The organism is Lactobacillus helveticus (assembly GCF_046109915.1).
Classification (GTDB): Bacteria; Bacillota; Bacilli; order Lactobacillales; family Lactobacillaceae; genus Lactobacillus; species Lactobacillus helveticus.
The window spans coordinates 1,704,327-1,725,014 of record NZ_CP151471.1 but is presented as its reverse complement, the minus strand read 5'-3'; the positions used below and the strand labels follow the sequence as shown (position 1 = coordinate 1,725,014).

Genomic DNA, 20,688 nt, shown 5'->3' with positions numbered 1-20,688 from the left:
TAATTATACCAGCTATCGTTAAGAAAAAAACAATTGACATCTTTCTCATATTTCTTTAAAATTTGAGCAACAGGTATTTTAGACGAAAGGAAGATTTATCATGTTTAAGAATGTAGTACTCAATCGTTGGCAATTCCAGCACTAGAGTTGTTTCTGCACGCTTAAGGTACAGATGCGACTCATACGATCGCGTCTGTGCTGGTAAATCTTCATGAAAATTACCCGCACGGAGAATAAACGTGCGGGTTTTGTTTTAAGCATTTCCCATCAAAAGGAAATGCTTTTTTGTTTGAGGTTTAAAAAATGAAAAGATTAATCGGAACGCTTATTGCTCTTTTTGCTTTTTTGATTGTGGCATCTATTTCTGAAATCAACCAAGAAAAAGCAGAGCAAAAACAACCTACTGTCGGAATTTTACAAACAATGAGCCACCCTGCTTTAGACCAAATTCATCAAGGAATTATTCAAGGTCTAAAAGAAGAAGGCTATTCTGAAGGAAAAAACATTAAAATTGATTTTCAAAATGTCCAAGGTGACCAGAGCAACCTAAAATCAATGGGTGATCGTTTCATAGGAGAACATGCGGCAGTGACCATTGGGATTGCGACGCCAGCAGTTCAATCCCTAGCCAACACGCCTGGAGATACGCCAGTAATCATGGGGGCCGTTAGTGATCCAATTGGTGCACATTTGGTTAAAAGTTTGGCTCGTCCCGGTGGCAAAATTACCGGCGTGCAAGACAGACAGCCAATTGCAGCTCAACTTAAATTAATGCAAACTATTATGCCCGATCTAAAAAATGTCGGCGTTGTTTATACTTCCAACGACGATTCTTCTACTTCTGAATATCGTGAATTTAAACAGCTTGCAGAAAAACGCGGCTTAAAAGTTACGCCTTATACGATTACTTCAACCAATGATATTGAACAAGTTGCTCAGACCTTGGCAGGCAAAGTTCAAGCGGTATATGTGCCAACTGATAACACCGTAGCCTCAGGAATTGCTACTTTGCTTAAAGCTACAAATGCCGCAAAAATTCCGGTCTTTCCTGCCGCAGATACGATGGTTAAATCAGGTGGATTAGCTACTCGCTGCGTCAGCCAATACGACATGGGAATTTTAACTGGCAAAATGGCAGGACAAGTTTTACATGGCAAAAATCCGGTTACTTTACCTGTTAAACGAGTAACTCATTATGAAACAGTAATTAATGCTAAAACTGCCGAGAAATTAAATATTCATATTCCAGCTTCTGTTTTATCTGCCGCACAAAAGAAAGGAAGAATTATCAAATGAGTTTAATTACTTCAACTATTGGGCAAGGGCTACTGTGGGGAATATTAGCTCTTGGACTTTTCCTAACATTTAGAATTCTTAACTTCCCTGACATGACTGTCGAAGGCACCTTTCCTTTTGGCGCCGCTATCTGCATCAGCGCACTAGTTCATGGCGTTAATCCGATCATTGCTACTATTCTTTCTTTTTTAGGCGGGATGCTCACAGGATTAATTACCGGTCTGCTTTACACTAAAGGTAAAATTCCTGTTTTATTAACCGGAATTTTAACCATGACAGGAATTTATTCAGTTAACTTACGTATCTTAGGAAAAGCAAACGTAGGCTTGCTCGACAAAGCCACACTACTTAACGAAAAACTTTTACAAAAACTGCCAGATAATTTTCCTACTATCATAGTTGGATTACTATTCGCGATCTTCATTATTCTATTGTTGGCACTTTTCTTAAATACCGATCTAGGGCAAGCTTTTATTGCCACAGGCGATAATGAAAAAATGGCTCAATCATTGGGAATAAATACCGATAACATGAAGATTCTCGGTCTAATGCTGTCTAATGGTTTAATTGGGTTAGCTGGCGGATTATTAGGGCAAAATGGTGGTTACGCCGACGTTAACATGGGAATTGGAACGATGGTTATCGGTTTGGCCGCTATTATCATCGGTGAAGTTGTTTACGGCAACCTCTCTTTAACAGCTCGACTAATCGCTGTGGTCATCGGTAGCATTATTTATCGATTGATATTACTTTTAGTATTGCAGCTCGGTTTCAGTACCAACGATTTCAAGTTGATCTCTGCTATCATTCTAGCTATCTGCATGATGTTGCCTTTATTTGAGAAAAAATTTCACGCTCGTAAATTATTGAAAAAAGGTGTGACTAAGCCATGAGTACAATTTTAGATTTACAAAATATCACTACCACAGTCAATGTGGGAACTAATGAAGAAAAAAATATTCTCAAAAATATCAATTTAAAAATAAATGATGGCGATTTTATTACTCTACTTGGAACCAACGGGGCCGGAAAGTCCACCCTGCTTAACATTATCAACGGTTCTGTTTTTCCCACCAGCGGGAAAATTATTTTAAAAGATCGCGATTTAACTAATTTATCTGAGGTAAAACGAGCAAATAATATCGCCCAGGTTTTCCAAGATCCCAAAATGGGAACCGCACCTAGAATGACCGTTGCCGAAAATTTGCTTTTGGCGACTAAACGAGGTCAACGACGCGGTTTGCGTATGCGCGGATTGGATCAGCATCTAGAAGATTTTAAACGCGAAACGGCTCAACTGCCAAATGGATTAAATGAGCGCTTAAATACTTTTGTTGGCAATTTATCTGGTGGTCAAAGACAAACTCTCAGCTTTTTGATGGCTACTATCAAAAAGCCTGAATTACTGCTGCTTGATGAACATACCGCTGCCCTTGATCCAAATACCAGTCGGCAACTCCTAGAATTAACTAATAAAGTAGTTAAAAAAGAACATTTAACTTGCATCATGATTACTCACCAATTAAAGGATGCTATTAAATATGGCAATCGCACTATTATTTTAAATAGCGGAAAAATTGTTTTGGATGTTAATGGACAAGAAAAAAAGAATTTAACTGAAGAAGATATTTTGCAATACTTCACCGATTAGAATTTAAATCCAGATGTTTTAATAGGCAGCTGGATTTTTTATAACAAAAATTTTTGTTTTTTATTTTTGCGATTTTTCTAATCAAAACTTAGCATAAACGTTATTATAGCAAGTTTTTGCGCCGTCTATTTTCTTTTTAAAAAAGTTTTATTTTTCCCTTACATTATATAACATGTGTTATATAATAAAGATGTAAGGAATAAGGGAACGAAAAGTTCCAACAAGTTAAAGTGATTTAGAAAATAGAGGTATTCATTATGTTAGACTCAAATAAAATTGTTAAAGTTGTTTCAGTTGTAGTTGCTTCAATTAGTTTCATGGGTATTGGTTCTGGTGCTGCTCAAGCTGCTAGCTTCACTGCTCCAAAGTTAGGTGTTTCAGAAGTTGCTCCTACTAACCCAGCAATTAAAAAAGGCAACAAAATCTTTGTAGTTGTTAAGGACACTAAGAATCAAAAAGTTAACGTTTTAAACGCTAATGGTAAGAAGACCAGCAAGAAAGTTGCCATGGGTTCAACCTTCACTGCTAAGGCAGTTAAGAAGACTAATGGCAAGAAGATCGTTAAGATCAACAAGAGTCCAATGGTTGAACGTTAAGGACTAATCAAAACAAATAAATAATTCTAAACATAATGAATATCTAAAAAAGGACTTAGCAGTCGATGCTACGCCCTTTTTGCTTCACCAAAATCTTTGATTTTTTCTAAAATCATCTCAGTTGATAATCCACCTTTTCTAATTTGGAGTAAAATAATTGGCATAGAATTAAAATAATTGGCATAGAATATGGAGGTATGAATTATGCTTTCACTTATATTAGCCATCTTGTTAATTTGGCTATTTTTCAAATTAGGAATCGGCTTAATTAAAATCTTTTTCTTTTTAATTACAGCCGGATTAATCTTTGTATTTTGTGCCTATCTCCTTGTCCCATTTTTAGTATTATTGCTAATTGGTGGGCTAGCTTGGGCTGTAATCAGATAATCAAAAAGAGACCTCACGGTCTCTCTTTTTTTACATCTTTTTCAATTCTGAACTAATTAAATTAGCCAATATTTCATATCCCTTATCGCCAAAATGCAGGCCATCATTCTTTATTCCCCGAGAAATCATGCTTAAATCGCCTGCATCTATCATTGCCTGGCATAAATTGGCATAACGAAAATGATATTCATCTGCTACTTTTTTAACCACTCCCGTATATTTTTCAACCAGCTTATTGTTGCGTACATGTTGCTTCTTCTCGTCTACTGCTGGCGGTGAAATGAGCAATACATGTGGCGGATAATACTGGCATATTACTGCCGAAGCAATTAATTGCATATTTCTTTTAAACTGCTCTAACGGAACCTGCTTATGCGTTGCCAAGTCGTTTGTTCCTAACAAAATCACCAAATTATCGCATTTCTTCACGCTCAATACTAACTCATTTAACCGAGCAAAAAATGCTCCGGAATTAATTCCCGAAACCGCAGTATTTTCAATCTGAATCTCAGGCAATATCTGCTTTAAATTCCAGTTAATATGTGGCTCGGTCTTCCCTTCATATCGAGCAATAATGCTATCACCTGTAAGTAGTACTCTCATTTTGCTTTAGCTTTCTTATCTTTTTTGGTAGATTTGATATTTAAAACATCTAATAAAAACGTAAAGATTGGAACTCCTACAATCAATCCCCATGTACCCCAAAAGTGTTCTGCTACAAGAAGCACTAAAAAAGTATAGAAAATTGGCAATTCTGTCTTGCTGGCCATAAATTTAGGATTAAGAACATAAGCTTCGATTGCGTGAATAATCATGATCATGACAAAAATATAAATTACATAGCGAATTCCGCCTACAGAATACCCGACTATGCTCAATGGAATTAACGAAATAATCACACCCGCAACTGGCACCAAGCTCAAGATAAATACCATTAATCCTAAAGCCACAATCTGCGGCATTTTTATAATAGCCAACCCAATCATCGTAAGGGCTGTGTTACAGATTGCGATGAAGAATTGTGCTTCCAAAACTACGCCGAATGTATTAGTAAACTTTTTGCCAAAATAGCGAATATCTTCAAACAACCATTTTAAGTAGCCACTTTTAACAAATAGGCTTGAGAATTCTCGCATCTTTTTTAATTCGATTGTATAAAAGAAGCTCAAAATCAGCGACATGAAAGTAGTAATCATCAAAGTACCAATACTTGTTGCCGTATGAAATGCGAACGTCATGGCATGTTTTGCCTGCGTGATGATCTCGTTTTTGCTGATATAGTGCGTTGCGTATGACAACAATCTCGACGATTCATCGGATTCATAAAACGCCATTACGGATTTAACCATCTTAGAAATTTGCCCCACTAGCATCGGCATGTAGACCATTATGAAAAAATACAGCAACGCTAAAATAATTAGATATGTCACAACAACGATCGCACCAGTTGGCATCTTGGGAACATAACGCTGCACTAAGTGAATCAAATGCACGATGACATAAGTAAAAATAAACGTTAACAAAATCATATTCATCATCGCACGCATTTCATAAAGAAAAGCAACAATTATCAAAAATACTACAAACCTACGCAAAGGAATATTATTCTTGAATTTTTGCCAAGCAGTATCCATAACTCAACCTCGTTTTCTTTAACTCATATGTTTGATTGTATCATTCCTAATTTTTTCTTGTCATTTCTATATCACTTTCCACTAAAAAATTTTTTAGCATTTTTGATCCCTATTCTAAAAATATTTGTATTTTACAACTCAAACCTATTCACAATAAATTAGTTTTAAACCACAAGATATTGTGGTACATTTAGATATGTATTCATACATGATGTGTTTATGAAACGGAATAATTTACTTAGGAGTGGAGAAATATGCCAGCTACTAGAATCACACTAGATTCAACTTTTATTGATCAAGTGAAACATGAAATCAAACCTCATTGGGGCGAATTGGGATGGGTTACCTATAAAAGAACCTACGCCCGTTGGCTACCTGAAAAAAATAGAACGGAAAACTGGGATGAAACAGTCAAACGGGTAATTGAGGGCAATATCAACCTCGACCCTCGTCTTCAAGATTTACCTTCTCAAGATGTCATTGATGAATTAACTAACGAAGCACAAAAATTGTTCCGCTTAGTTTATAGCTTATCTGCAACACCATCTGGTCGTAATCTTTGGATTTCAGGAACCGACTATCAAAAACGCAATGGAGATTCACTGAACAATTGTTGGTTCATTGCCATTCGTCCTCAAGCATACGGCGACAGTCATATTGTTCCTACTTACATCGATAAGCGTAAAGAAGCTGTTTCCATGCCATTTTCATTTCTTTTTGATCAATTAATGAAAGGCGGCGGCGTTGGCTTTTCCGTGGTTGACGATAATATCAATCAAATCCCTCAAGTTGACCATCAAGTCGATTTATCCGTTGTCATTGATAAAAATAGCAAATCCTACGATGCATCCCTCAAAGTAGGCGCAATCGACAAGGCTGAATGGGAAAAGAATAATTCTGACTTAGATAATGTAATTTACTACAGAATTCCCGATACCCGTGAAGGCTGGGTGCTCGCCAACGCTCGCTTGATTGATTTGCACTTTAACGACACCAATCCAGATCAAAAAACTAAATTAGTCTTGGATATCTCCGATATTCGACCTTACGGTGCTAAGATTCACGGCTTCGGCGGCACTGCTTCTGGTCCAATGCCATTAGTCGAAATGTTCTTTGACATTAACAATGTGATTAATGAACGTGTTGGACAAAAGCTAACGGCTGTTGATGCCACGGATATCTGTAACCTCATCGGTAAAACAGTAGTTGCCGGCAATGTCCGTCGTTCAGCTGAACTTGCTCTGGGTTCAAGCGATAACCAAGATTTCATCAAAATGAAGCAAGATAAGGAAAAACTTTATCACCACCGCTGGGCCTCAAATAATAGTGTCGCAATCAACTCTAAATTTAATAATTATGGTCCGATCGCTGACGGTATCATGCATAACGGCGAACCTGGCATAGTCAACCTCGACTTATCACGCAACTATGGGCGAATTGCCGATGGCTATCAAGCAGGCATTGATGACGACGTCGAAGGTACCAATCCATGTGGCGAAATTTCCTTAGCTAACGGCGAGCCATGCAACTTGTTTGAAGTATTTCCATACATTGCCGAACAACAAGGCTGGGATTTAAAGGAAGCCTTTAGCCTAGCTGCTCGTTACACTAAACGCGTAACTTTTAGTCATTACGATTGGGAAGTTTCTAGAAATATTATCCAAAAGAATCGCAGAATTGGTGTCTCCATGTCCGGTATTCAAGACTGGCTTTTAAATGATTTAGGTCATCGCGTAGTCACTGGCTTTAAAGATGCAACTGATAAGGAAACTGGCGCTCCAATTAAAAAGCCTATCTATGATCCTCAAGGAATTAAGATGGTCGATGGACTTTATCACGCTGTCATTGCCGCTGATAAGGCCTACAGCGAAGAATTAGGAGTTAATCCATCAATTAAGCACACCACGGTAAAGCCTTCTGGTACGGTGGCTAAATTGGCTGGTGTGTCCGAAGGGATGCACTTCCACTATGCTGGTTATTTGATTCAAAGAATTAGATTTCAAGCAAGTGATCCGCTTTTGCCAGCACTAAGAAAATGCGGTTATCATACCGAGCCTGACATTTATACTAAAAACACTATTTGTGTAGAATTTCCTTTACGTGCAGCTCACGCTGACAGCAAAAACTTCGCTTCTGCTGGAACTGTTTCAATTGCAGAGCAATTTGCGACTCAAGCCTTTTTGCAAACATATTGGTCAGATAATGCGGTCAGCTGTACCGTTACTTTCCAAGCTAACGAAAGCAATCAAATCGCTCCTCTTTTGCATCAATACAGACATACCATTAAATCAACTTCACTTTTGCCTTACTATGGTGGCTCACTCAAGCAAGCTCCTAAGGAACCTATTAATAAAAAGACCTACGAAGATAGAGTTGCCATGATTACCGGCGATGTTAAAGAAGTCTTTGAAAATCAAAATAAAGATCAAAAAGGATTAGAACTTGTAGATCAAAGCGATTGTGCCAGCGGTGCTTGCCCAATTAAATAATTATTTCGGAGGAAAAAATGAAGAAACAAAATAGATTCAGCTTAATTTTTGCTATCATTGCATTTTTTACATTAGCTTTAACAGGTTGCTCAAACAATAATGCAGCGCCTAAAAAGGCAAACTCAAATCAGATTTCAGTTAATTACACTCTAAAAGAAGGCAAAAAGACTGTAGATTCTAAAACTGTTAAGGTTCCTAAGAAATCAAAAGTTATTACCGGCTTGAAAAAAGCTTGGAAAGTTCAAGAAACTAAGGGCTTTATAACTGCAATCGACGGTAAAAAACAGAATCCTAAGAAGAAAATTTATTGGACCTATACCATCAATGGAAAATGGGCAACCAAAGGCGTCACTCAGCAAAAGGTCGCTAATAAGGACAAGGTAAAGTTCACGTTAGATAAGGTGAAGTAATATGGTTACTGAACGAGTACAAATTAGGCAGATTGCTCTAATGGCAATGCTCACAGCAATGTGCGTAGTATTGCGAATCTTTAAGGTTATTCCTATTCCCAACGTGCAGCCAGTGACAGATATTTTAATGATTGTCACTTTAACTTTAGGCATTGGTTCAGGAATCCTGCTAGCCGCTTTAACAATGTTCATTTCTAATATTTACTTAGGTTTTGGAATTTGGACGATTCCCCAAATCTTGGCATATGTTGGTTGTGTATTGACCATTGCATTGTTAGCTAAAGTTTTGCCTATTCAAAATCATTTTTGGATGCAGCTTGCTCTAGCTACGTTTCTCGGTTGGGAATACGGTTTTCTAGTTGATTTAGGCATGACGATTTTTGGCGGTTTTCCAGCCTTCATCGCCTATCTTGTCTCCAGTTTTGCTTTTGATACATACCATGCAATCGGCAACTTTGCCTTCTACTTCGTTTTGTACAAGCCAGTAACTTTAGCACTAAAAAATTACCAGCGGAGGTGCATCTAATTGTTAAAAATCTACACTAAAGTTGGCGATCAAGGATTTACCAAGCAGGTCACCGGGAAAATGGTCCCAAAATGTGATTTGCAGATAGAAGCTTTAGGCAACGTTGATGAACTGCAATCTTATCTTGGCGTGACAATCGCAAATTTATCTCCTAATTGCGAAGAATTAAAACCCGAACTGGAAAATATCCAGCGCCAACTTTATCAATTGCAAGCAGATATCGTAGTTAAGCGCCACAATGAAATTAATTCAGAAATGATTAATGCGTTAGAAAAAAGGATCAATGAACTAACGCCTAAAATACCTACTATCCCTGAATTTATCCTACCTGGTGGCAAGGCTACCGGTGCCAACTTGCAGTATGCGAGAACTTTAGCTAGACGTGCCGAGCGATCTCTGGTTAATTTAAACCTGAACGAACAGAAACTCTCAGAAAATATATTAGAGTACATTAATCGCTTATCTGATTATCTCTTTATACTAGGACGCTACGCGAACGTTCTGGACAACTATACTGAGGTAAAAAGCAAAAAACATGATCCTAACCGAATTAATGGCTAAAAAAACAAGCAACTCGATTGAGTTGCCTGTTTTGCTATCTAATTTTCTTTTTTCAAAATATCTTTTTTAATTTCCATAAACTTTGGTGCATCAAGTACTTTTAACTTAGGGAAACTCTTAAGAAAACGTTTATGGTTCCAGCTTAATTTATATGGCTGTAATTCATTATAGTGCTGCATTACTGAATGATGCCAATCGCCAACTTTTAACTTACCTTTTTCAGGCATTCTGCTTTCAACTTTGATTCTTACGCGTTCAATGAATTGATTGATATGGTCATCCCACATCTTGGTGGTAGTATGGAATCTTTCTACACTGATCATAGTCAAGACTGTATCAATTCCCATCACAACGGTAATACCTACGGCTAACCATCCATGGGTGTCCTTTTCCTCGATGTTTATAATGTCTTGAATAAATGGTTGAACAAATTTAACTAGCAGCACTACCCCAATTCCCCAGAAAAGTGAAATAACTGGAGCTACTCTTCCTTGAATATTTCCCCACAAATGAGAATAATCCCATAACTTCATATGAAATACTTTCTCAAGAAATAAACTGGCAAAATATTCAAAAACTGTCGCTACAATAAATCCGACCACGAATAAAAGAAATAAGTTATCTTGTACATCTTTAGCACAAATTAAAATAGTCATAATCGCAAATCCATAGACTGGACAATATGGTCCAAAAAGAAAGCCACGATAATCATAATGATGATCATTGATTGAACAGTAGCAAGTTTCCCATAGCCAGCCAATAAAAGAATACGTAAAAAATAAAACAATAATTTCTGAAATTGAGTATGGCATATTATATCTCTTTCATGATACAAAGTTATAACTCCATAATACGTGAAAGATCAGGTTTTATCTATCAAAAATCCGAATTTTATAATTAAATCTATTTTATTTCAAAAATTTCTTTTTAAACCCTATCATTCCTGCTAGCAAAATGAATACACCCACGAAACTTAAAATTCCATTTCTACTTTCACCAGCTTGTGGCAGTTTAGCAGCATGGCTTTTAGATGAATGTTCTTTAGTTGAAAAATCTTTAATATCATCATCTTCATCTAAATCAGCGTCATCCTCACTTAGTTTAGTATGCGCATTATTTGTACTACTTTGCTCTTTCTTGTCAAAGCCGCTTAATCCTTTAGGATTTACTTCCTTAGCTGCTTCAAATGTAGATGCTGGTTCGGCTGTTTTAGATAATATCTTAACTGGTTCAATATCTTTATTATTTTTTGATTGGTCTTCTTTTTCACTATCTAATAATTTAAGTAATCTCGAGAACAGCAAGGACAATCCTCTATCTCTTTCAGCTTTTTCAAGAGTCTTGCGTCGTACCATTTCGTCATCGCTCTCATTACGGATCCCCACAAAAGTTGCATCAAAATCATTTAGAATTCTCCCTTCATATACACTGCTTTTTCTCTTATCATCATCTTTCAACTGATATTCCAATTGAATCTTATTAATCTTGGTAGTCGCATTTTGATCTAAAATTTTCGTCTTATATTTAAGAGTAAAAGTTCTGTGTGAACGACCCTTATTATTTAAATTAATCAACAACTTATTTTGATCAAATTTAACTTCTTCTTTGCCTAATTTGACAAAAACATCATCGGCTTCGATTCCTACTGTACTTTTATCAAAAGCTAGGCCTTCTGGCAGTTCATTCAAAATTTTTATAGGTCCTAAAAATTCCTTTTCGTCAGGATTTACTTTTATTTCCCATGAAATACTATCTTGACGTTGATTCAATTTGCCAGTTACTTCAGCAAGAAGTGAACTTTTATCTGAAGGATCAACTGTTATTGCCTTCTTAATTTCTCCTGCGTGTACAGTTATTTCCTGCTTATCATCAGTTGAATTATGAACTAAAAGATCAAATGCAAGCTGTCCTACAAGGTGATTATACTTTTCAATATTGTCGTTAAATTTTATTAATACACGATCTGCTTCAACAGTATAGGTACCAACTTTTTGTTCACTATCGTTTTCGTCTTTAACGATAATATCTTTAGTTTTATTAATTCCTTTCGCCTGTACCTTATCGGAGCCGCTCCAGGTAATAGTCAGTGGAACATCGCTTTTTAACTTGTCTTTTTGAACAGAAGCAAGCTCCACATTAACGTGCACCAGCTGACCACTCTCGACTTTTTCTGATTTACCGTCGTTAAAAACAATCTTAGTAAAATTGTCACTAACCGCAGCTTGAACAGTTTTTACTCCTTTAACCCACGTCAGCATTAATAAAAGCAAAACACTGACCAGTAATTTTTTCATATCATATTCCCTCATTAACTTTTAGATTTGTTAGTTGAGATTATACAGAGGCAAAAAGCAAAATATAGCTGTTTTTTGAAAGAGTGAAACAATAATTATCCTCTGTCATTGCTTTTATGACAAAAGATAAGTTTTGTTCATCCAATAAAACAAAACTTATCAAAAAAAGCCCGCCATTTCGGCGAGCATTTCTTAATTTCAAGCTTAATAATTCAATTTAATTTGCAATGCACCAGTTTCGACACAATCACCGAAACACTTCATTGCGGCATCATAAGCAGCTTTTGCAGTTTGATCATTAGCCTTTTGCAATTTCATTTGTAATTCTTCACCGGTTAACTTTTCAACCTCTGAATCAGTTTCAAGCAAAATATGACGACCAGCAGCTAATATTTGTTGCTTCAATTCTTCAACTGAAGCGCTGTAGCGGAATGGATGCTCATCAACAATAGTAGCGATGGCTTGGGTCAGCCAATACATATTCTTGATATCAAAATGTTCCTTGGTATCACGGTAAACACTAGGCGTATCAAGCACGTTAGTATAATATGGAGCAATGCCATTGAATGCATTAGGACCAAAGGCTATCCATTGAACGCCAGCTATTTCTTTAGGAACATCATTTCTGATTTGTAAAATTGATAATTCCTGATTACGTTGAAAACCAATTGGACGAAAGGCATGACGATCAGCTTCGGTACCTTGCGAGCCATAAGGATCATATTTAGTATGTTGATAACGTGATGACAAAGCATACTTGAAGTCCTCAATAGTGAGTAAATGCTCAGGCTTTTTAATGAACTACACCAGCACTGAAGTGCCGGGTTTCTGGGAACACTGAGTAGTGTTTAGGATCTTACATTGAACTAGTCAAATACCTAACTCACAGAACTCAGCTTGTTACCATGGCCAGTCCCTGACCATTTAGCTTTGTACTTCCTTTATGCAAGACATTAACTGCCGCATTAATATCTCGATCATGCTTGGTTTGACACTTAGAACAGGTCCATTCACGAATTTCTAAGGGCTTAGCACCACTGTTATAGCCGCATTTTGAACAAATTCTGGAAGTGTTCTTGGGATCAACTGCAATTAGTTTCTTGCCATACCATTCGCATTTGTATTCTAGCATTTGTCTAAACATTCGCCATGAAGCATTGGCAATTGACTTAGCCAAATGATGATTTTTCTGAAGATTCTTGGTTTTCAAATCTTCAATCGCAATTACATCATATTGCTTAACTAAATGCGTAGTTAGTTTATGCAGATAATCTCTGCGCTGATTAGCTACTTTAGCTTGGTATTTGGCTTTTGACTTTTGCGCTTTTTGCCAATTAGCAAAGCTTTCTAAACTTCTAGGACAAAGCACCCTTTTATTCTTATTTTATAAAACTAGTAATTTAACTAAATGTCTGCGACGAGCATATTTTCTTTGCCAAATTTTAGCTTTCATTTCAAAATAAGAGCTATTAAAACTAGGATATTTTAGCCCATTAGACAGAATTGCTAAATCAGCTACGCCAACATCAATTCCAACTCGTTTGCCGGTTAAGCTGTACTTCTCTGGTTCAGATATTTCTACCTGTAGAGACAAATAATATTTTCCTGTTGGTTCAAGCAGAACAGTGTAGCGCTTAATCTTAGTGTTTTGCAAAACTCCAGTCTTGCTGGTTTTGACATAGCCTAATTTAGGAATCTTCAAGTACCTTTTACCTGCAGTTTTTATGATTGACTTGCCTGTATAAGACTTTTTCAGATACTTACGTGAATGAAAACGAGGCTTGCCAATTTGACCAGTTTTATCTTGAAAGAAGTTCTTCCAAGATTGAGTTAGGAATTCATTAACTACCTGCAAGCTTGAAGAATCGCTGTTTTTCAAAAAAGGATATTCTTTTTTAAGCGGCTTAAGCAGATAATTCAGCTTGAACTTGCCTAAAAAAGGCAAAGCTTTATTATTCTGATAGCGCTCATTCATCATGGCCAGCATTTAATTCCAAACAAAGCGATCATTGCCAAACATCTGCTCAAGCTGGTTTTGTTGTATTCTATTAGGATAGAGTCTTAATTTGATCCCTTTTAGCACATTTGTTCCCTCCTTTCTTTTTAAGATTATATCAAACATATGTTTAAGAAAGAAGGAGGAAACAAGCAAAAAAACTAAAAAAGGCCGGATTCATCACGGGATTAAAATCCCGTGTTTTCTTCGGCAATTAATCAATAAATGGCAAGTTAGGATCATCTGGTTCATGAACATCACTTGGATTGAAGAGTTTTTGAATATACCATTGGCGCGGAATATTGTATTCATAATCTGAATCATCGTGACTGCCAAAGATGTGGCGAAGATTATATGGATTGCCGCTGTGATCAATATCTAAGTGATACTTTTCAATCATTTCTTCTAAATCGGCAGAAGCCATCGTATCATCGCTGGTAAAGTCAAAATCAGTGATGCTAAACCAGTTTGGTGCAGCGATGTAACAATCATCTGGAATTCTTTGAGCTGACCAGTGATGGCCACCAATAGTTTCCATGTACCAAACTTCGTCTTTATCTGAAAAAGCTACGCCTTTTGATTCATAAGTACCGTATTTTTCTAGATATTGCCCAAGCAATTTTACCCCTTCACGAGCTGAGTGAATGTAAGGCAAAACGCTTGTAACGAAGTCTTCTTCACCGATTCCCTTTTTGTTCATTGGGTCAACGCCCAAAACACGTGAATTGGTAGTGCTGGTCTCTGTGGCACTCATTGCGACGTTAGCTGCATTAATACCAGCTTCACCCCACCATCCCATGGTCTTCATGGTTGATTCAAGTTCAGGCACAGCGGTATAACGCATTGGATTACCAGTCAAATCTACCTTGCACTTAGAAGTTACTGATTGATAATCTTTAGGTTGCTTGTCAGGCGTTACGACGATGAAGCGTTTAGGATTGAAGGCGTGACCGTAGTCTTCGTTTCTGGCAATTAAAGTTGAGCCGTCAGCCGCAGCTTTTTTACCGGCTAAAATTGTTGTACATGGCATTTTTTATCCTCCTATAATTTTGTTCTTTTTAGTCTATTGTAGAACATTTGAGGAATAATTAATGGGATACAACATTTAGCTACTCTTCTTTCAGAATATCTTCTGGTGATTTAAAAGATTGATCGCGACTCAATGAATCTAAATATTCTTGAAGAGTTATATTTTTCTCATAGATATATTTTCTTACGGTCTGTGCAACCTGCTTACCACTAATTAACATGATTGGATAATCGTCTTCCAGTATTTCACGTTGAGCTGGGTCGCTGAAAAAAGATGTAGTCACAAATGCTGCAATCCATCCACGCTTTAACCTAGCAACTACTCTATCAACGGCTTCTCCTGTTATACGCTGATCTCGTCGGTAACATTTAGCTTGACCTAATACCACCTGTCTAACTTGGCTAATGCCCTTAGTTCCAATATCTACTCGTAAAACAAAATCATAACCACCATCACCAGATGATTTAGTTACCCAACCATCATGGCATGCATCCCCAATAATTAATCGTGTAATTTCTTTAGCTAGACCTTCAAATTCAAAATCTCCACTATGAGCTTTTGAATTATCTTTCTTACGATAATATTCATAGATTTGATTCAAAATTTTATCATATGCAGAACCAGGTGTAGGCAGTTGCTCCTCTTTTTTAGAAGTACTTCTTCCATAAACCTTCCGGCGAACTTTTTCTAAATCTCCAGTCCTTATCCAAAATTTCCATTCTTTAGGAGCGGCTAAAGAAAGAAAATTTTTATCTTTAGCTGCTTGTTTTCTCGCTTCAATCCAGGACCAATCAAAGCCTTCCTGTTCTTTTTTCATTGAAAATACACAGAAGGTGAATAAATAATTGGAAAAATATGCTTTATCTGCCCCACTACCTGTGTATTGAGTTACCAATTTAACATTTTTTATCACACCATATCCATGAAAAATTCTTTCTCCCTGTTTACGTGTTTCAAAAAACACAATAGGAACAGCAGTAGCTCTTACTTCGGGATTAGGATCATGACTAATTTTAAATTGATCCAACAAATATTTATTCCCTCGTGTAGTTGCAGGATCTGTGTCAGGTCTTTTATTATCACCATAATAATTTATATACCCGACATCTTCATTAAACTCATCTTCCCATGGATTATAGTTAATCCCTCTGGATTTCGTATTACTTGAAATAATAATGCATTCATTTTCAGCAGGTTTAAAAATTCCAGCTTGATTAAAATAATTTTTCTTTCCATCTTTTAAATGGGTTTCAATAAAATAATTTTTCGAAGAATCATCATCTTCAGAAATATAATATGTATCAGAAATTTCCTGTGCTTCTTTTTTAGCCTGAGGTCCCGTTTTATACGAAACACCTATATGTAATACCATTTACTCACCTACTATAAAAACTTATTACTTAAAATATACGCTTCTTTCTTCTAAACGCATCAAAAAAAGATGCATCAAGTCACCTCAATGCATCTTTATTATTCTACTTCCTACTCAACCGCTCATATCCAGCTTCCGCAAACTCATTCAACATCTGGACATCATGGGGCCATTTCTCATCTTTCACAAAATTATGCGCGCGGTTAACCGCAAACGAACCATGAATTACATATCTAAATAACGTCTCCGCATCTTCTCTTGGAAGGTGCGTTTTTTCAATCACTGCTGGCAAAACCTTGTCTCGCTCATTCACTATGATTCTGCCAATGATGTATTCGCTCAAATCCGGGTCCATCAATAATTTTTGATATTTCCCAGCATCCCCAATTTGCTGGCAAGCCGGTACTAACGATTCATTGCTTTTCAGATAATCCAGCGATTTCCCGTTTCCAGCAAAAAATGGGACAGGATTTGTCTCTGTCAGCAACAACGCATCATTTAGCACATCGTTCAAGAAATCAGTCACCGAGGAATAATGCACATGAAATGTTGATCGCGTTATCCCAGCCTCACGACAGATCCGCGCGATATTAACTTTAGAATATGATTCTTCATCAACTAATTTCAAAAAAGCATCTTTAATTAAACTTAGCGTATAAAGCGTACGTCGATCAGTCTTTCTTTGGCACTAAAATTGCACCATCACCATTGTTTGGAATTTCAATGCTAATTTGTGAAAAGCCAACTCCCGCATCGTTGCTATCCTCAATAGCGGTAAAAGTACCTGGATCAACGTAAAAGCCGTGAACCTCATCTTTGCTCTTATCAAGACCGAGACGCACCTTATAATATTGCCATCTTGAGTAAAGCAGTGAACAATTGCGGCATCCCCGATTGAATACATCATTGATTGACCATATTGCACCGTATGCAAGTATGACGGATGCTTTTGATCAATGGTCAAATACATTGGAAAACTGCTAGGACGAATGCCGCTATCTACCATGTAGTCAGGATAAAATTGCTGCATAACTTTAGCTTGTTCAGCCTTTTGCTCCGGTGTTAATTCTGGTTTAGGTTGAGGCTTAGTTGGACCTTGGGTTGTAGCAACATGACTTTTACCAGTCATGGTTTCCTTAAATGCATCACCAATTGAGGCAGAAAAACCAATACTGCGGTCTGCAATGATATCTAGAATATTCAACTCGCCTTTGTTGATCGTAATGTAGCGACTATTTCTGTCAACTGCAACTAATTGCATACTTGGAACCTTAATCATTTGGTTGCGTGGGCCAATTCCAAGTTCAAGTACGACTAACTTCTTATCTTCATATTTTTGAATAAAATCTTGAAAGGCGTTGATCTGCTTCTGGTCAATTTGAAAATCTTGGTTAGCAGTAGTGTTGATATTCATTGGCGCACCGCATTTATCACAGGTCGGGATGTCAGCCTTAGTTAGAGTCCCTGCCTTATCTTTGACGTAAAATTCATGCAGTTGCTTAGCCAAATTAACAACACCATGCTTCTTAGGATGCGCGCTGCAGACACCATCAAGCCAGTTGCCTTCGATTTCAAACAAATTATCAAAACCAGCAAGTGCAAAATGGTGATCTACATTAGATGTCCAAGCAAAATATAGCTTATCACCAATAATTTTCTTCAAATCTTGCATATAAACGCTAGGCTGGTAGTTATTGCTGTAATATCCAACGGTTCTAGCAATCACGCGCCAGTAATCTAGTTCGTCTGGATATTGATAACTAAAAGCCGTAAGCAAGTTAGACAAATGATATTTATCAACCAAGTTGCCTAATACTTCCTTTAATTTTGCATCGTCAGCAAATAAATTTAATCCTTCAGAGATTGATAAACCATTGCTGGCAGTAACCAAAATAGCATCTGATTCATCTATCCATTTCTTTGCAATTTGTGCAGCTTCCTTAGTCATTTTTGTCTCCCTTAATTTTTTCATTAGCTTCTTTAAGAGCTTCATTAATATCCTCTCCAATCAATAAAGAACGATCTTGAATAGCAGGATTAGTTCGTGCATCCTGAGGATTGATATTAATATAGAAAGAATCTGGCATATATTGTGTCATTTTCCAGAATGGTTCCTGAATAAACATTGGCGTCATGCGGCCGACACCCATTTCTAAGAAAAGAATCTTTTCTCCCTTATGATCAGCCATAAACTTGTTCCACTTGGCATGTTCTTCATAATACTTTTGATCTTCCAAAAATTCTGGACTACGAACCCATGGAATAAGTAGAGCACCGTCGATATCACTCTTAGGAATCAATTTGCTTGGTATTTTCAATCTTATCGTATAAGACATCGAGCATCCCCTTAGTTGGGTAAAGCTTACGATCACTCGTTGGACGAGAACTTTGAAAATAATGCCATGATCCCTGAATTTCACTAACTTCATTTTCCGGGAAATACTTGGTAAATAACATATCTTGGTTAGTAGTTACATAATGAACAGGTTTATCTCCAATCAAGTTTTTCAAGTATTCATAAGTCGGCTTCTGTGGTGGGATTTCATTCATCATCTTGTAAAGTTCAAGCAAAAATGCCCAGTGCTCTTCTTCAGATTCAAAACGATTATAGAAACCTTGGAATAAACCATTAAAGCCATATTTTTTAGCAAAATATTTCATGTTGTCCATATATAACGGACTATCTTCCTACCAAAAAGCAAGACCGGTAGCGCGTGACATTCCGCTTCCTGCGCCAACAACAATTGCATCTGCATCTTTTACATGCTTAAAATTCATCTATTTTATTCATACATACCTCGTTAAAATTCACATACACGATGTATTTAACTTTTAACAAGATTAAAGCATGTATGGAAAAAGTAATTAAGATCAGATTCGTGCCGTGTGTAGAGTTATAGACAGATTCTATAAAATGTAGCGAATTTTTAGATAAAAATAAAAGCCCTGGTGTTTAAACCCAGGCCTTCTCATCGCAGCTGCATCTGTTCATTAAAATAATTTTTATAGGCTAAATAACCACTGATTACTGCACCAAGACTTGTCGCCGACAGTAACATGAATGTGATCATAATCTGATACTTGATCGCGTAAACTGGATTAATTCCTGCGAAGATCAAGCCCGACATCATCCCTGGTAAATTAACTAACCCCACGGTCTTGGCAGAGTCAATCGTTGGCTGCATCGCAGTTTTGATACTCCGACGCAGGATCGGCATTGATGCCAATTTAATATCGCTGCCCAGCGCTAACTTTTCTAGAACTTGCTGATGTAGGTCATTGAAGCTATCATGCAATGCCTTGTAGCATAAGCCAATCGCCACCATTTCATTACCGGCAATCATCCCCGTAATTGGAATCACCTGCATCGGAATTGGTTTAATTACCCCTGAAAAAATCAGCAACCCTAGCGTCACGTAGGTACCGATGGCCTCGGCAATTATCGAATTCCAAAGACTGCAGTGCGGATTAGGATCACGTTTATTAGCGTTCCAAGATGCGTTAAAAATGATGACCAACGTCGAAACGATGGTTAACCACAGCTGATCAACGTGAAAAATAAACTTCAGCACAAAGCCGATGATGACTAACTGAATAATTGCTCTAAATACACTCGTTAAAATATCTTTAGTTAAGCCCAGCTTTTCTTTAGCCGAGATCGCGATTGATACCAGCACCAAGGCAAAAGCCAACACTAAAGATAAATTACTAACCATCATATTCTTCATTTGATGATCCTTCCCTGCTTAATCTGCATAATATGACCGGCCGTCTGAATCTCACTTTGATCGTGAGTTACTCGAATAATAGTAGTTCCTTGTTCGTGCACTCGCTTAATCAATTGATGCACTATTTCCTTGCTATCATCATCAAGGCCAGTTGTAACCTCATCTAAAAGCAACACTTTGGGGAGAAAAATTAAATTTCGAATGAGAGCTACTCGCTGTTTTTCTCCGCCTGACAAGGAATTTATGTTCTTATTTAGAAAATCGGCTGACAGATCAACTAGTTTTAGTAACTCATCTATCCTTTTTTCTACAATAGCTTGCTTTCTAATCTCATAGGGAAAAATTAAATTTTCTCTTACCGTTTTGCCAAACAAACTTGGCTGCTGGAAACAATAAGAGACTTCCCTGCGGTATTGGATGGGATTGTATTCCAACATCTTTTTATCTTGATAAAAAATATCACCTGCTGTTGGGCTGATTAAATTGGCAGCTAATTTTAAAATAGTACTTTTACCAGAGCCTGATGGTCCAACCAAGGTCAAAAAATCTCCTTGATTTACCTTAAAAGAAACATCATGCAAGATTTGTTTCTCTTTTACCTGGTAACTAATATGTTTGAATTCAATAATTGTCATAGTTTTTTCCTAAAAATATTTTTGCATTAACATTTTTAGTTTAACCATATTTGCTTTCGACAGCAATCTTTTATGTCATATAT

General features: G+C 37.0%; 20 protein-coding genes and 3 pseudogenes. 9 read left to right on the top strand and 14 right to left on the bottom strand.

What is annotated here, in order from left to right:
• The first annotated feature begins 303 nt into the window (after nt 1-303).
• The 5 genes and pseudogenes from trpX (at nt 304) to AADV52_RS08750 (ending at nt 3,930) form a co-directional block, all read left to right on the top strand.
• Nucleotides 304-1,296, top strand: a complete 993-nt coding sequence (gene trpX / locus AADV52_RS08770; protein WP_014918032.1) for a tryptophan ABC transporter substrate-binding protein — start codon at nt 304-306, stop codon at nt 1,294-1,296.
• Nucleotides 1,293-2,189 carry an ABC transporter permease gene (locus AADV52_RS08765; protein WP_014918031.1) on the top strand — a complete coding sequence of 299 codons (897 nt, stop codon included), beginning with the start codon at nt 1,293-1,295 and terminating at the stop codon, nt 2,187-2,189. Before trpX ends, AADV52_RS08765 begins: the two co-directional genes overlap by 4 nt.
• The gene (locus tag AADV52_RS08760; protein ID WP_014918030.1) at nt 2,186-2,947 is read left to right on the top strand and encodes an ABC transporter ATP-binding protein; all 762 of its coding nucleotides are present in this window, start codon (nt 2,186-2,188) and stop codon (nt 2,945-2,947) included. The genes AADV52_RS08765 and AADV52_RS08760 overlap by 4 nt, the downstream gene beginning before the upstream one ends.
• Before the next feature lie 257 nt (nt 2,948-3,204).
• Nucleotides 3,205-3,550 (top strand): annotated as a pseudogene (locus AADV52_RS08755) (hypothetical protein).
• 197 nt (nt 3,551-3,747) lie between these two features.
• Nucleotides 3,748-3,930 carry a hypothetical protein gene (locus AADV52_RS08750; protein WP_014562808.1) on the top strand — a complete coding sequence of 61 codons (183 nt, stop codon included), beginning with the start codon at nt 3,748-3,750 and terminating at the stop codon, nt 3,928-3,930.
• A 30-nt stretch (nt 3,931-3,960) separates the two neighbouring features.
• Here AADV52_RS08750 and AADV52_RS08745 read toward each other — a convergent pair whose 3' ends face one another.
• Together AADV52_RS08745 and AADV52_RS08740 are read right to left on the bottom strand one after the other, a co-directional pair.
• Nucleotides 3,961-4,533 (bottom strand): SGNH/GDSL hydrolase family protein, encoded by a 573-nt coding sequence (locus AADV52_RS08745; protein ID WP_014918028.1) that lies wholly within the window; start codon nt 4,531-4,533, stop codon nt 3,961-3,963.
• Nucleotides 4,530-5,564, bottom strand: a complete 1,035-nt coding sequence (locus AADV52_RS08740) for an AI-2E family transporter (RefSeq protein WP_014918027.1) — start codon at nt 5,562-5,564, stop codon at nt 4,530-4,532. Before AADV52_RS08740 ends, AADV52_RS08745 begins: the two co-directional genes overlap by 4 nt.
• Before the next feature lie 254 nt (nt 5,565-5,818).
• On the opposite strand from AADV52_RS08740, the gene nrdJ reads away from it, so the two are divergent.
• Genes nrdJ through AADV52_RS08720 form a run of 4 tightly spaced genes read left to right on the top strand, consistent with a single transcriptional unit; the run spans nt 5,819 to nt 9,550 of the window.
• A complete protein-coding gene (gene nrdJ, locus AADV52_RS08735) occupies nt 5,819-8,053 on the top strand; it encodes a ribonucleoside-triphosphate reductase, adenosylcobalamin-dependent (RefSeq protein WP_014918026.1) in 2,235 nt (744 codons plus the stop codon).
• Nucleotides 8,054-8,070: 17 nt separating this feature from the next.
• Nucleotides 8,071-8,463 carry a DUF4430 domain-containing protein gene (locus tag AADV52_RS08730; protein ID WP_014562804.1) on the top strand — a complete coding sequence of 131 codons (393 nt, stop codon included), beginning with the start codon at nt 8,071-8,073 and terminating at the stop codon, nt 8,461-8,463.
• A 1-nt stretch (nt 8,464) separates the two neighbouring features.
• On the top strand, nt 8,465-8,989 hold the full coding sequence (locus tag AADV52_RS08725) for an ECF transporter S component (RefSeq protein ID WP_014562803.1): 525 nt from the start codon (nt 8,465-8,467) through the stop codon (nt 8,987-8,989).
• The gene (locus tag AADV52_RS08720; protein ID WP_014918025.1) at nt 8,990-9,550 is read left to right on the top strand and encodes a cob(I)yrinic acid a,c-diamide adenosyltransferase; all 561 of its coding nucleotides are present in this window, start codon (nt 8,990-8,992) and stop codon (nt 9,548-9,550) included. It abuts the gene before it with no gap.
• 38 nt (nt 9,551-9,588) lie between these two features.
• Here the strand turns inward: AADV52_RS08720 and AADV52_RS08715 are convergent, their stop codons facing one another.
• The 12 genes and pseudogenes from AADV52_RS08715 to AADV52_RS08660 form a co-directional block, all read right to left on the bottom strand.
• Nucleotides 9,589-10,362, bottom strand: coding sequence for a putative ABC transporter permease (locus AADV52_RS08715; protein WP_014562801.1), 774 nt, complete (start codon nt 10,360-10,362; stop codon nt 9,589-9,591).
• Between the two features lie 96 nt (nt 10,363-10,458).
• Nucleotides 10,459-11,844: an LPXTG cell wall anchor domain-containing protein gene (locus AADV52_RS08710; RefSeq protein WP_014918024.1), complete on the bottom strand. Its 1,386-nt coding sequence runs from the start codon at nt 11,842-11,844 to the stop codon at nt 10,459-10,461.
• Between the two features lie 204 nt (nt 11,845-12,048).
• A complete protein-coding gene (locus tag AADV52_RS08705; RefSeq protein WP_409045420.1) occupies nt 12,049-12,642 on the bottom strand; it encodes a C69 family dipeptidase in 594 nt (197 codons plus the stop codon).
• Nucleotides 12,643-12,736: 94 nt separating this feature from the next.
• Nucleotides 12,737-13,966, bottom strand: a pseudogene (locus AADV52_RS08700) (RNA-guided endonuclease TnpB family protein).
• A gap of 94 nt (nt 13,967-14,060) precedes the next feature.
• A pseudogene (locus AADV52_RS08695) lies at nt 14,061-14,870 on the bottom strand (C69 family dipeptidase); the annotation flags it as partial.
• A 79-nt stretch (nt 14,871-14,949) separates the two neighbouring features.
• Complete coding sequence (locus AADV52_RS08690; RefSeq protein WP_014918018.1) at nt 14,950-16,242, bottom strand: restriction endonuclease; 1,293 nt, start codon at nt 16,240-16,242, stop codon at nt 14,950-14,952.
• 103 nt (nt 16,243-16,345) lie between these two features.
• Nucleotides 16,346-16,870: a TetR/AcrR family transcriptional regulator gene (locus tag AADV52_RS08685; RefSeq protein WP_230856750.1), complete on the bottom strand. Its 525-nt coding sequence runs from the start codon at nt 16,868-16,870 to the stop codon at nt 16,346-16,348.
• A 60-nt stretch (nt 16,871-16,930) separates the two neighbouring features.
• Complete coding sequence (locus tag AADV52_RS08680; protein WP_014918016.1) at nt 16,931-18,190, bottom strand: Sir2 silent information regulator family NAD-dependent deacetylase; 1,260 nt, start codon at nt 18,188-18,190, stop codon at nt 16,931-16,933.
• Complete coding sequence (locus AADV52_RS08675; RefSeq protein WP_227028445.1) at nt 18,183-18,578, bottom strand: hypothetical protein; 396 nt, start codon at nt 18,576-18,578, stop codon at nt 18,183-18,185. The genes AADV52_RS08680 and AADV52_RS08675 overlap by 8 nt, the downstream gene beginning before the upstream one ends.
• Nucleotides 18,532-18,912 carry a hypothetical protein gene (locus AADV52_RS08670; RefSeq protein ID WP_227028444.1) on the bottom strand — a complete coding sequence of 127 codons (381 nt, stop codon included), beginning with the start codon at nt 18,910-18,912 and terminating at the stop codon, nt 18,532-18,534. The genes AADV52_RS08675 and AADV52_RS08670 overlap by 47 nt, the downstream gene beginning before the upstream one ends.
• A 299-nt stretch (nt 18,913-19,211) precedes the next feature.
• A complete protein-coding gene (locus tag AADV52_RS08665; RefSeq protein ID WP_014918015.1) occupies nt 19,212-19,970 on the bottom strand; it encodes an ABC transporter permease in 759 nt (252 codons plus the stop codon).
• A complete protein-coding gene (locus AADV52_RS08660) occupies nt 19,967-20,605 on the bottom strand; it encodes an ABC transporter ATP-binding protein (protein ID WP_014918014.1) in 639 nt (212 codons plus the stop codon). The genes AADV52_RS08665 and AADV52_RS08660 overlap by 4 nt, the downstream gene beginning before the upstream one ends.
• Nucleotides 20,606-20,688 lie beyond the last annotated feature (83 nt).

Bases quoted from the DNA above. Each gene is read 5' to 3' on its own strand.
- AADV52_RS08750 (WP_014562808.1), top strand. From the start codon at position 3,748: ATGCTTTCACTTATATTAGCCATCTTGTTAATTTGGCTATTTTTCAAA.
- trpX (WP_014918032.1), top strand. From the start codon at position 304: ATGAAAAGATTAATCGGAACGCTTATTGCTCTTTTTGCTTTTTTGATT.
- AADV52_RS08680 (WP_014918016.1), bottom strand. From the start codon at position 18,190: ATGACTAAGGAAGCTGCACAAATTGCAAAGAAATGGATAGATGAATCA.
- AADV52_RS08730 (WP_014562804.1), top strand. From the start codon at position 8,071: ATGAAGAAACAAAATAGATTCAGCTTAATTTTTGCTATCATTGCATTT.
- AADV52_RS08665 (WP_014918015.1), bottom strand. From the start codon at position 19,970: ATGAAGAATATGATGGTTAGTAATTTATCTTTAGTGTTGGCTTTTGCC.
- AADV52_RS08675 (WP_227028445.1), bottom strand. From the start codon at position 18,578: ATGTCTTATACGATAAGATTGAAAATACCAAGCAAATTGATTCCTAAG.
- AADV52_RS08725 (WP_014562803.1), top strand. From the start codon at position 8,465: ATGGTTACTGAACGAGTACAAATTAGGCAGATTGCTCTAATGGCAATG.
- AADV52_RS08715 (WP_014562801.1), bottom strand. From the start codon at position 10,362: ATGCCATACTCAATTTCAGAAATTATTGTTTTATTTTTTACGTATTCT.
- AADV52_RS08745 (WP_014918028.1), bottom strand. From the start codon at position 4,533: ATGAGAGTACTACTTACAGGTGATAGCATTATTGCTCGATATGAAGGG.
- AADV52_RS08690 (WP_014918018.1), bottom strand. From the start codon at position 16,242: ATGGTATTACATATAGGTGTTTCGTATAAAACGGGACCTCAGGCTAAA.
- AADV52_RS08740 (WP_014918027.1), bottom strand. From the start codon at position 5,564: ATGGATACTGCTTGGCAAAAATTCAAGAATAATATTCCTTTGCGTAGG.
- AADV52_RS08765 (WP_014918031.1), top strand. From the start codon at position 1,293: ATGAGTTTAATTACTTCAACTATTGGGCAAGGGCTACTGTGGGGAATA.
- AADV52_RS08710 (WP_014918024.1), bottom strand. From the start codon at position 11,844: ATGAAAAAATTACTGGTCAGTGTTTTGCTTTTATTAATGCTGACGTGG.
- AADV52_RS08660 (WP_014918014.1), bottom strand. From the start codon at position 20,605: ATGACAATTATTGAATTCAAACATATTAGTTACCAGGTAAAAGAGAAA.
- AADV52_RS08670 (WP_227028444.1), bottom strand. From the start codon at position 18,912: ATGGACAACATGAAATATTTTGCTAAAAAATATGGCTTTAATGGTTTA.
- AADV52_RS08760 (WP_014918030.1), top strand. From the start codon at position 2,186: ATGAGTACAATTTTAGATTTACAAAATATCACTACCACAGTCAATGTG.
- nrdJ (WP_014918026.1), top strand. From the start codon at position 5,819: ATGCCAGCTACTAGAATCACACTAGATTCAACTTTTATTGATCAAGTG.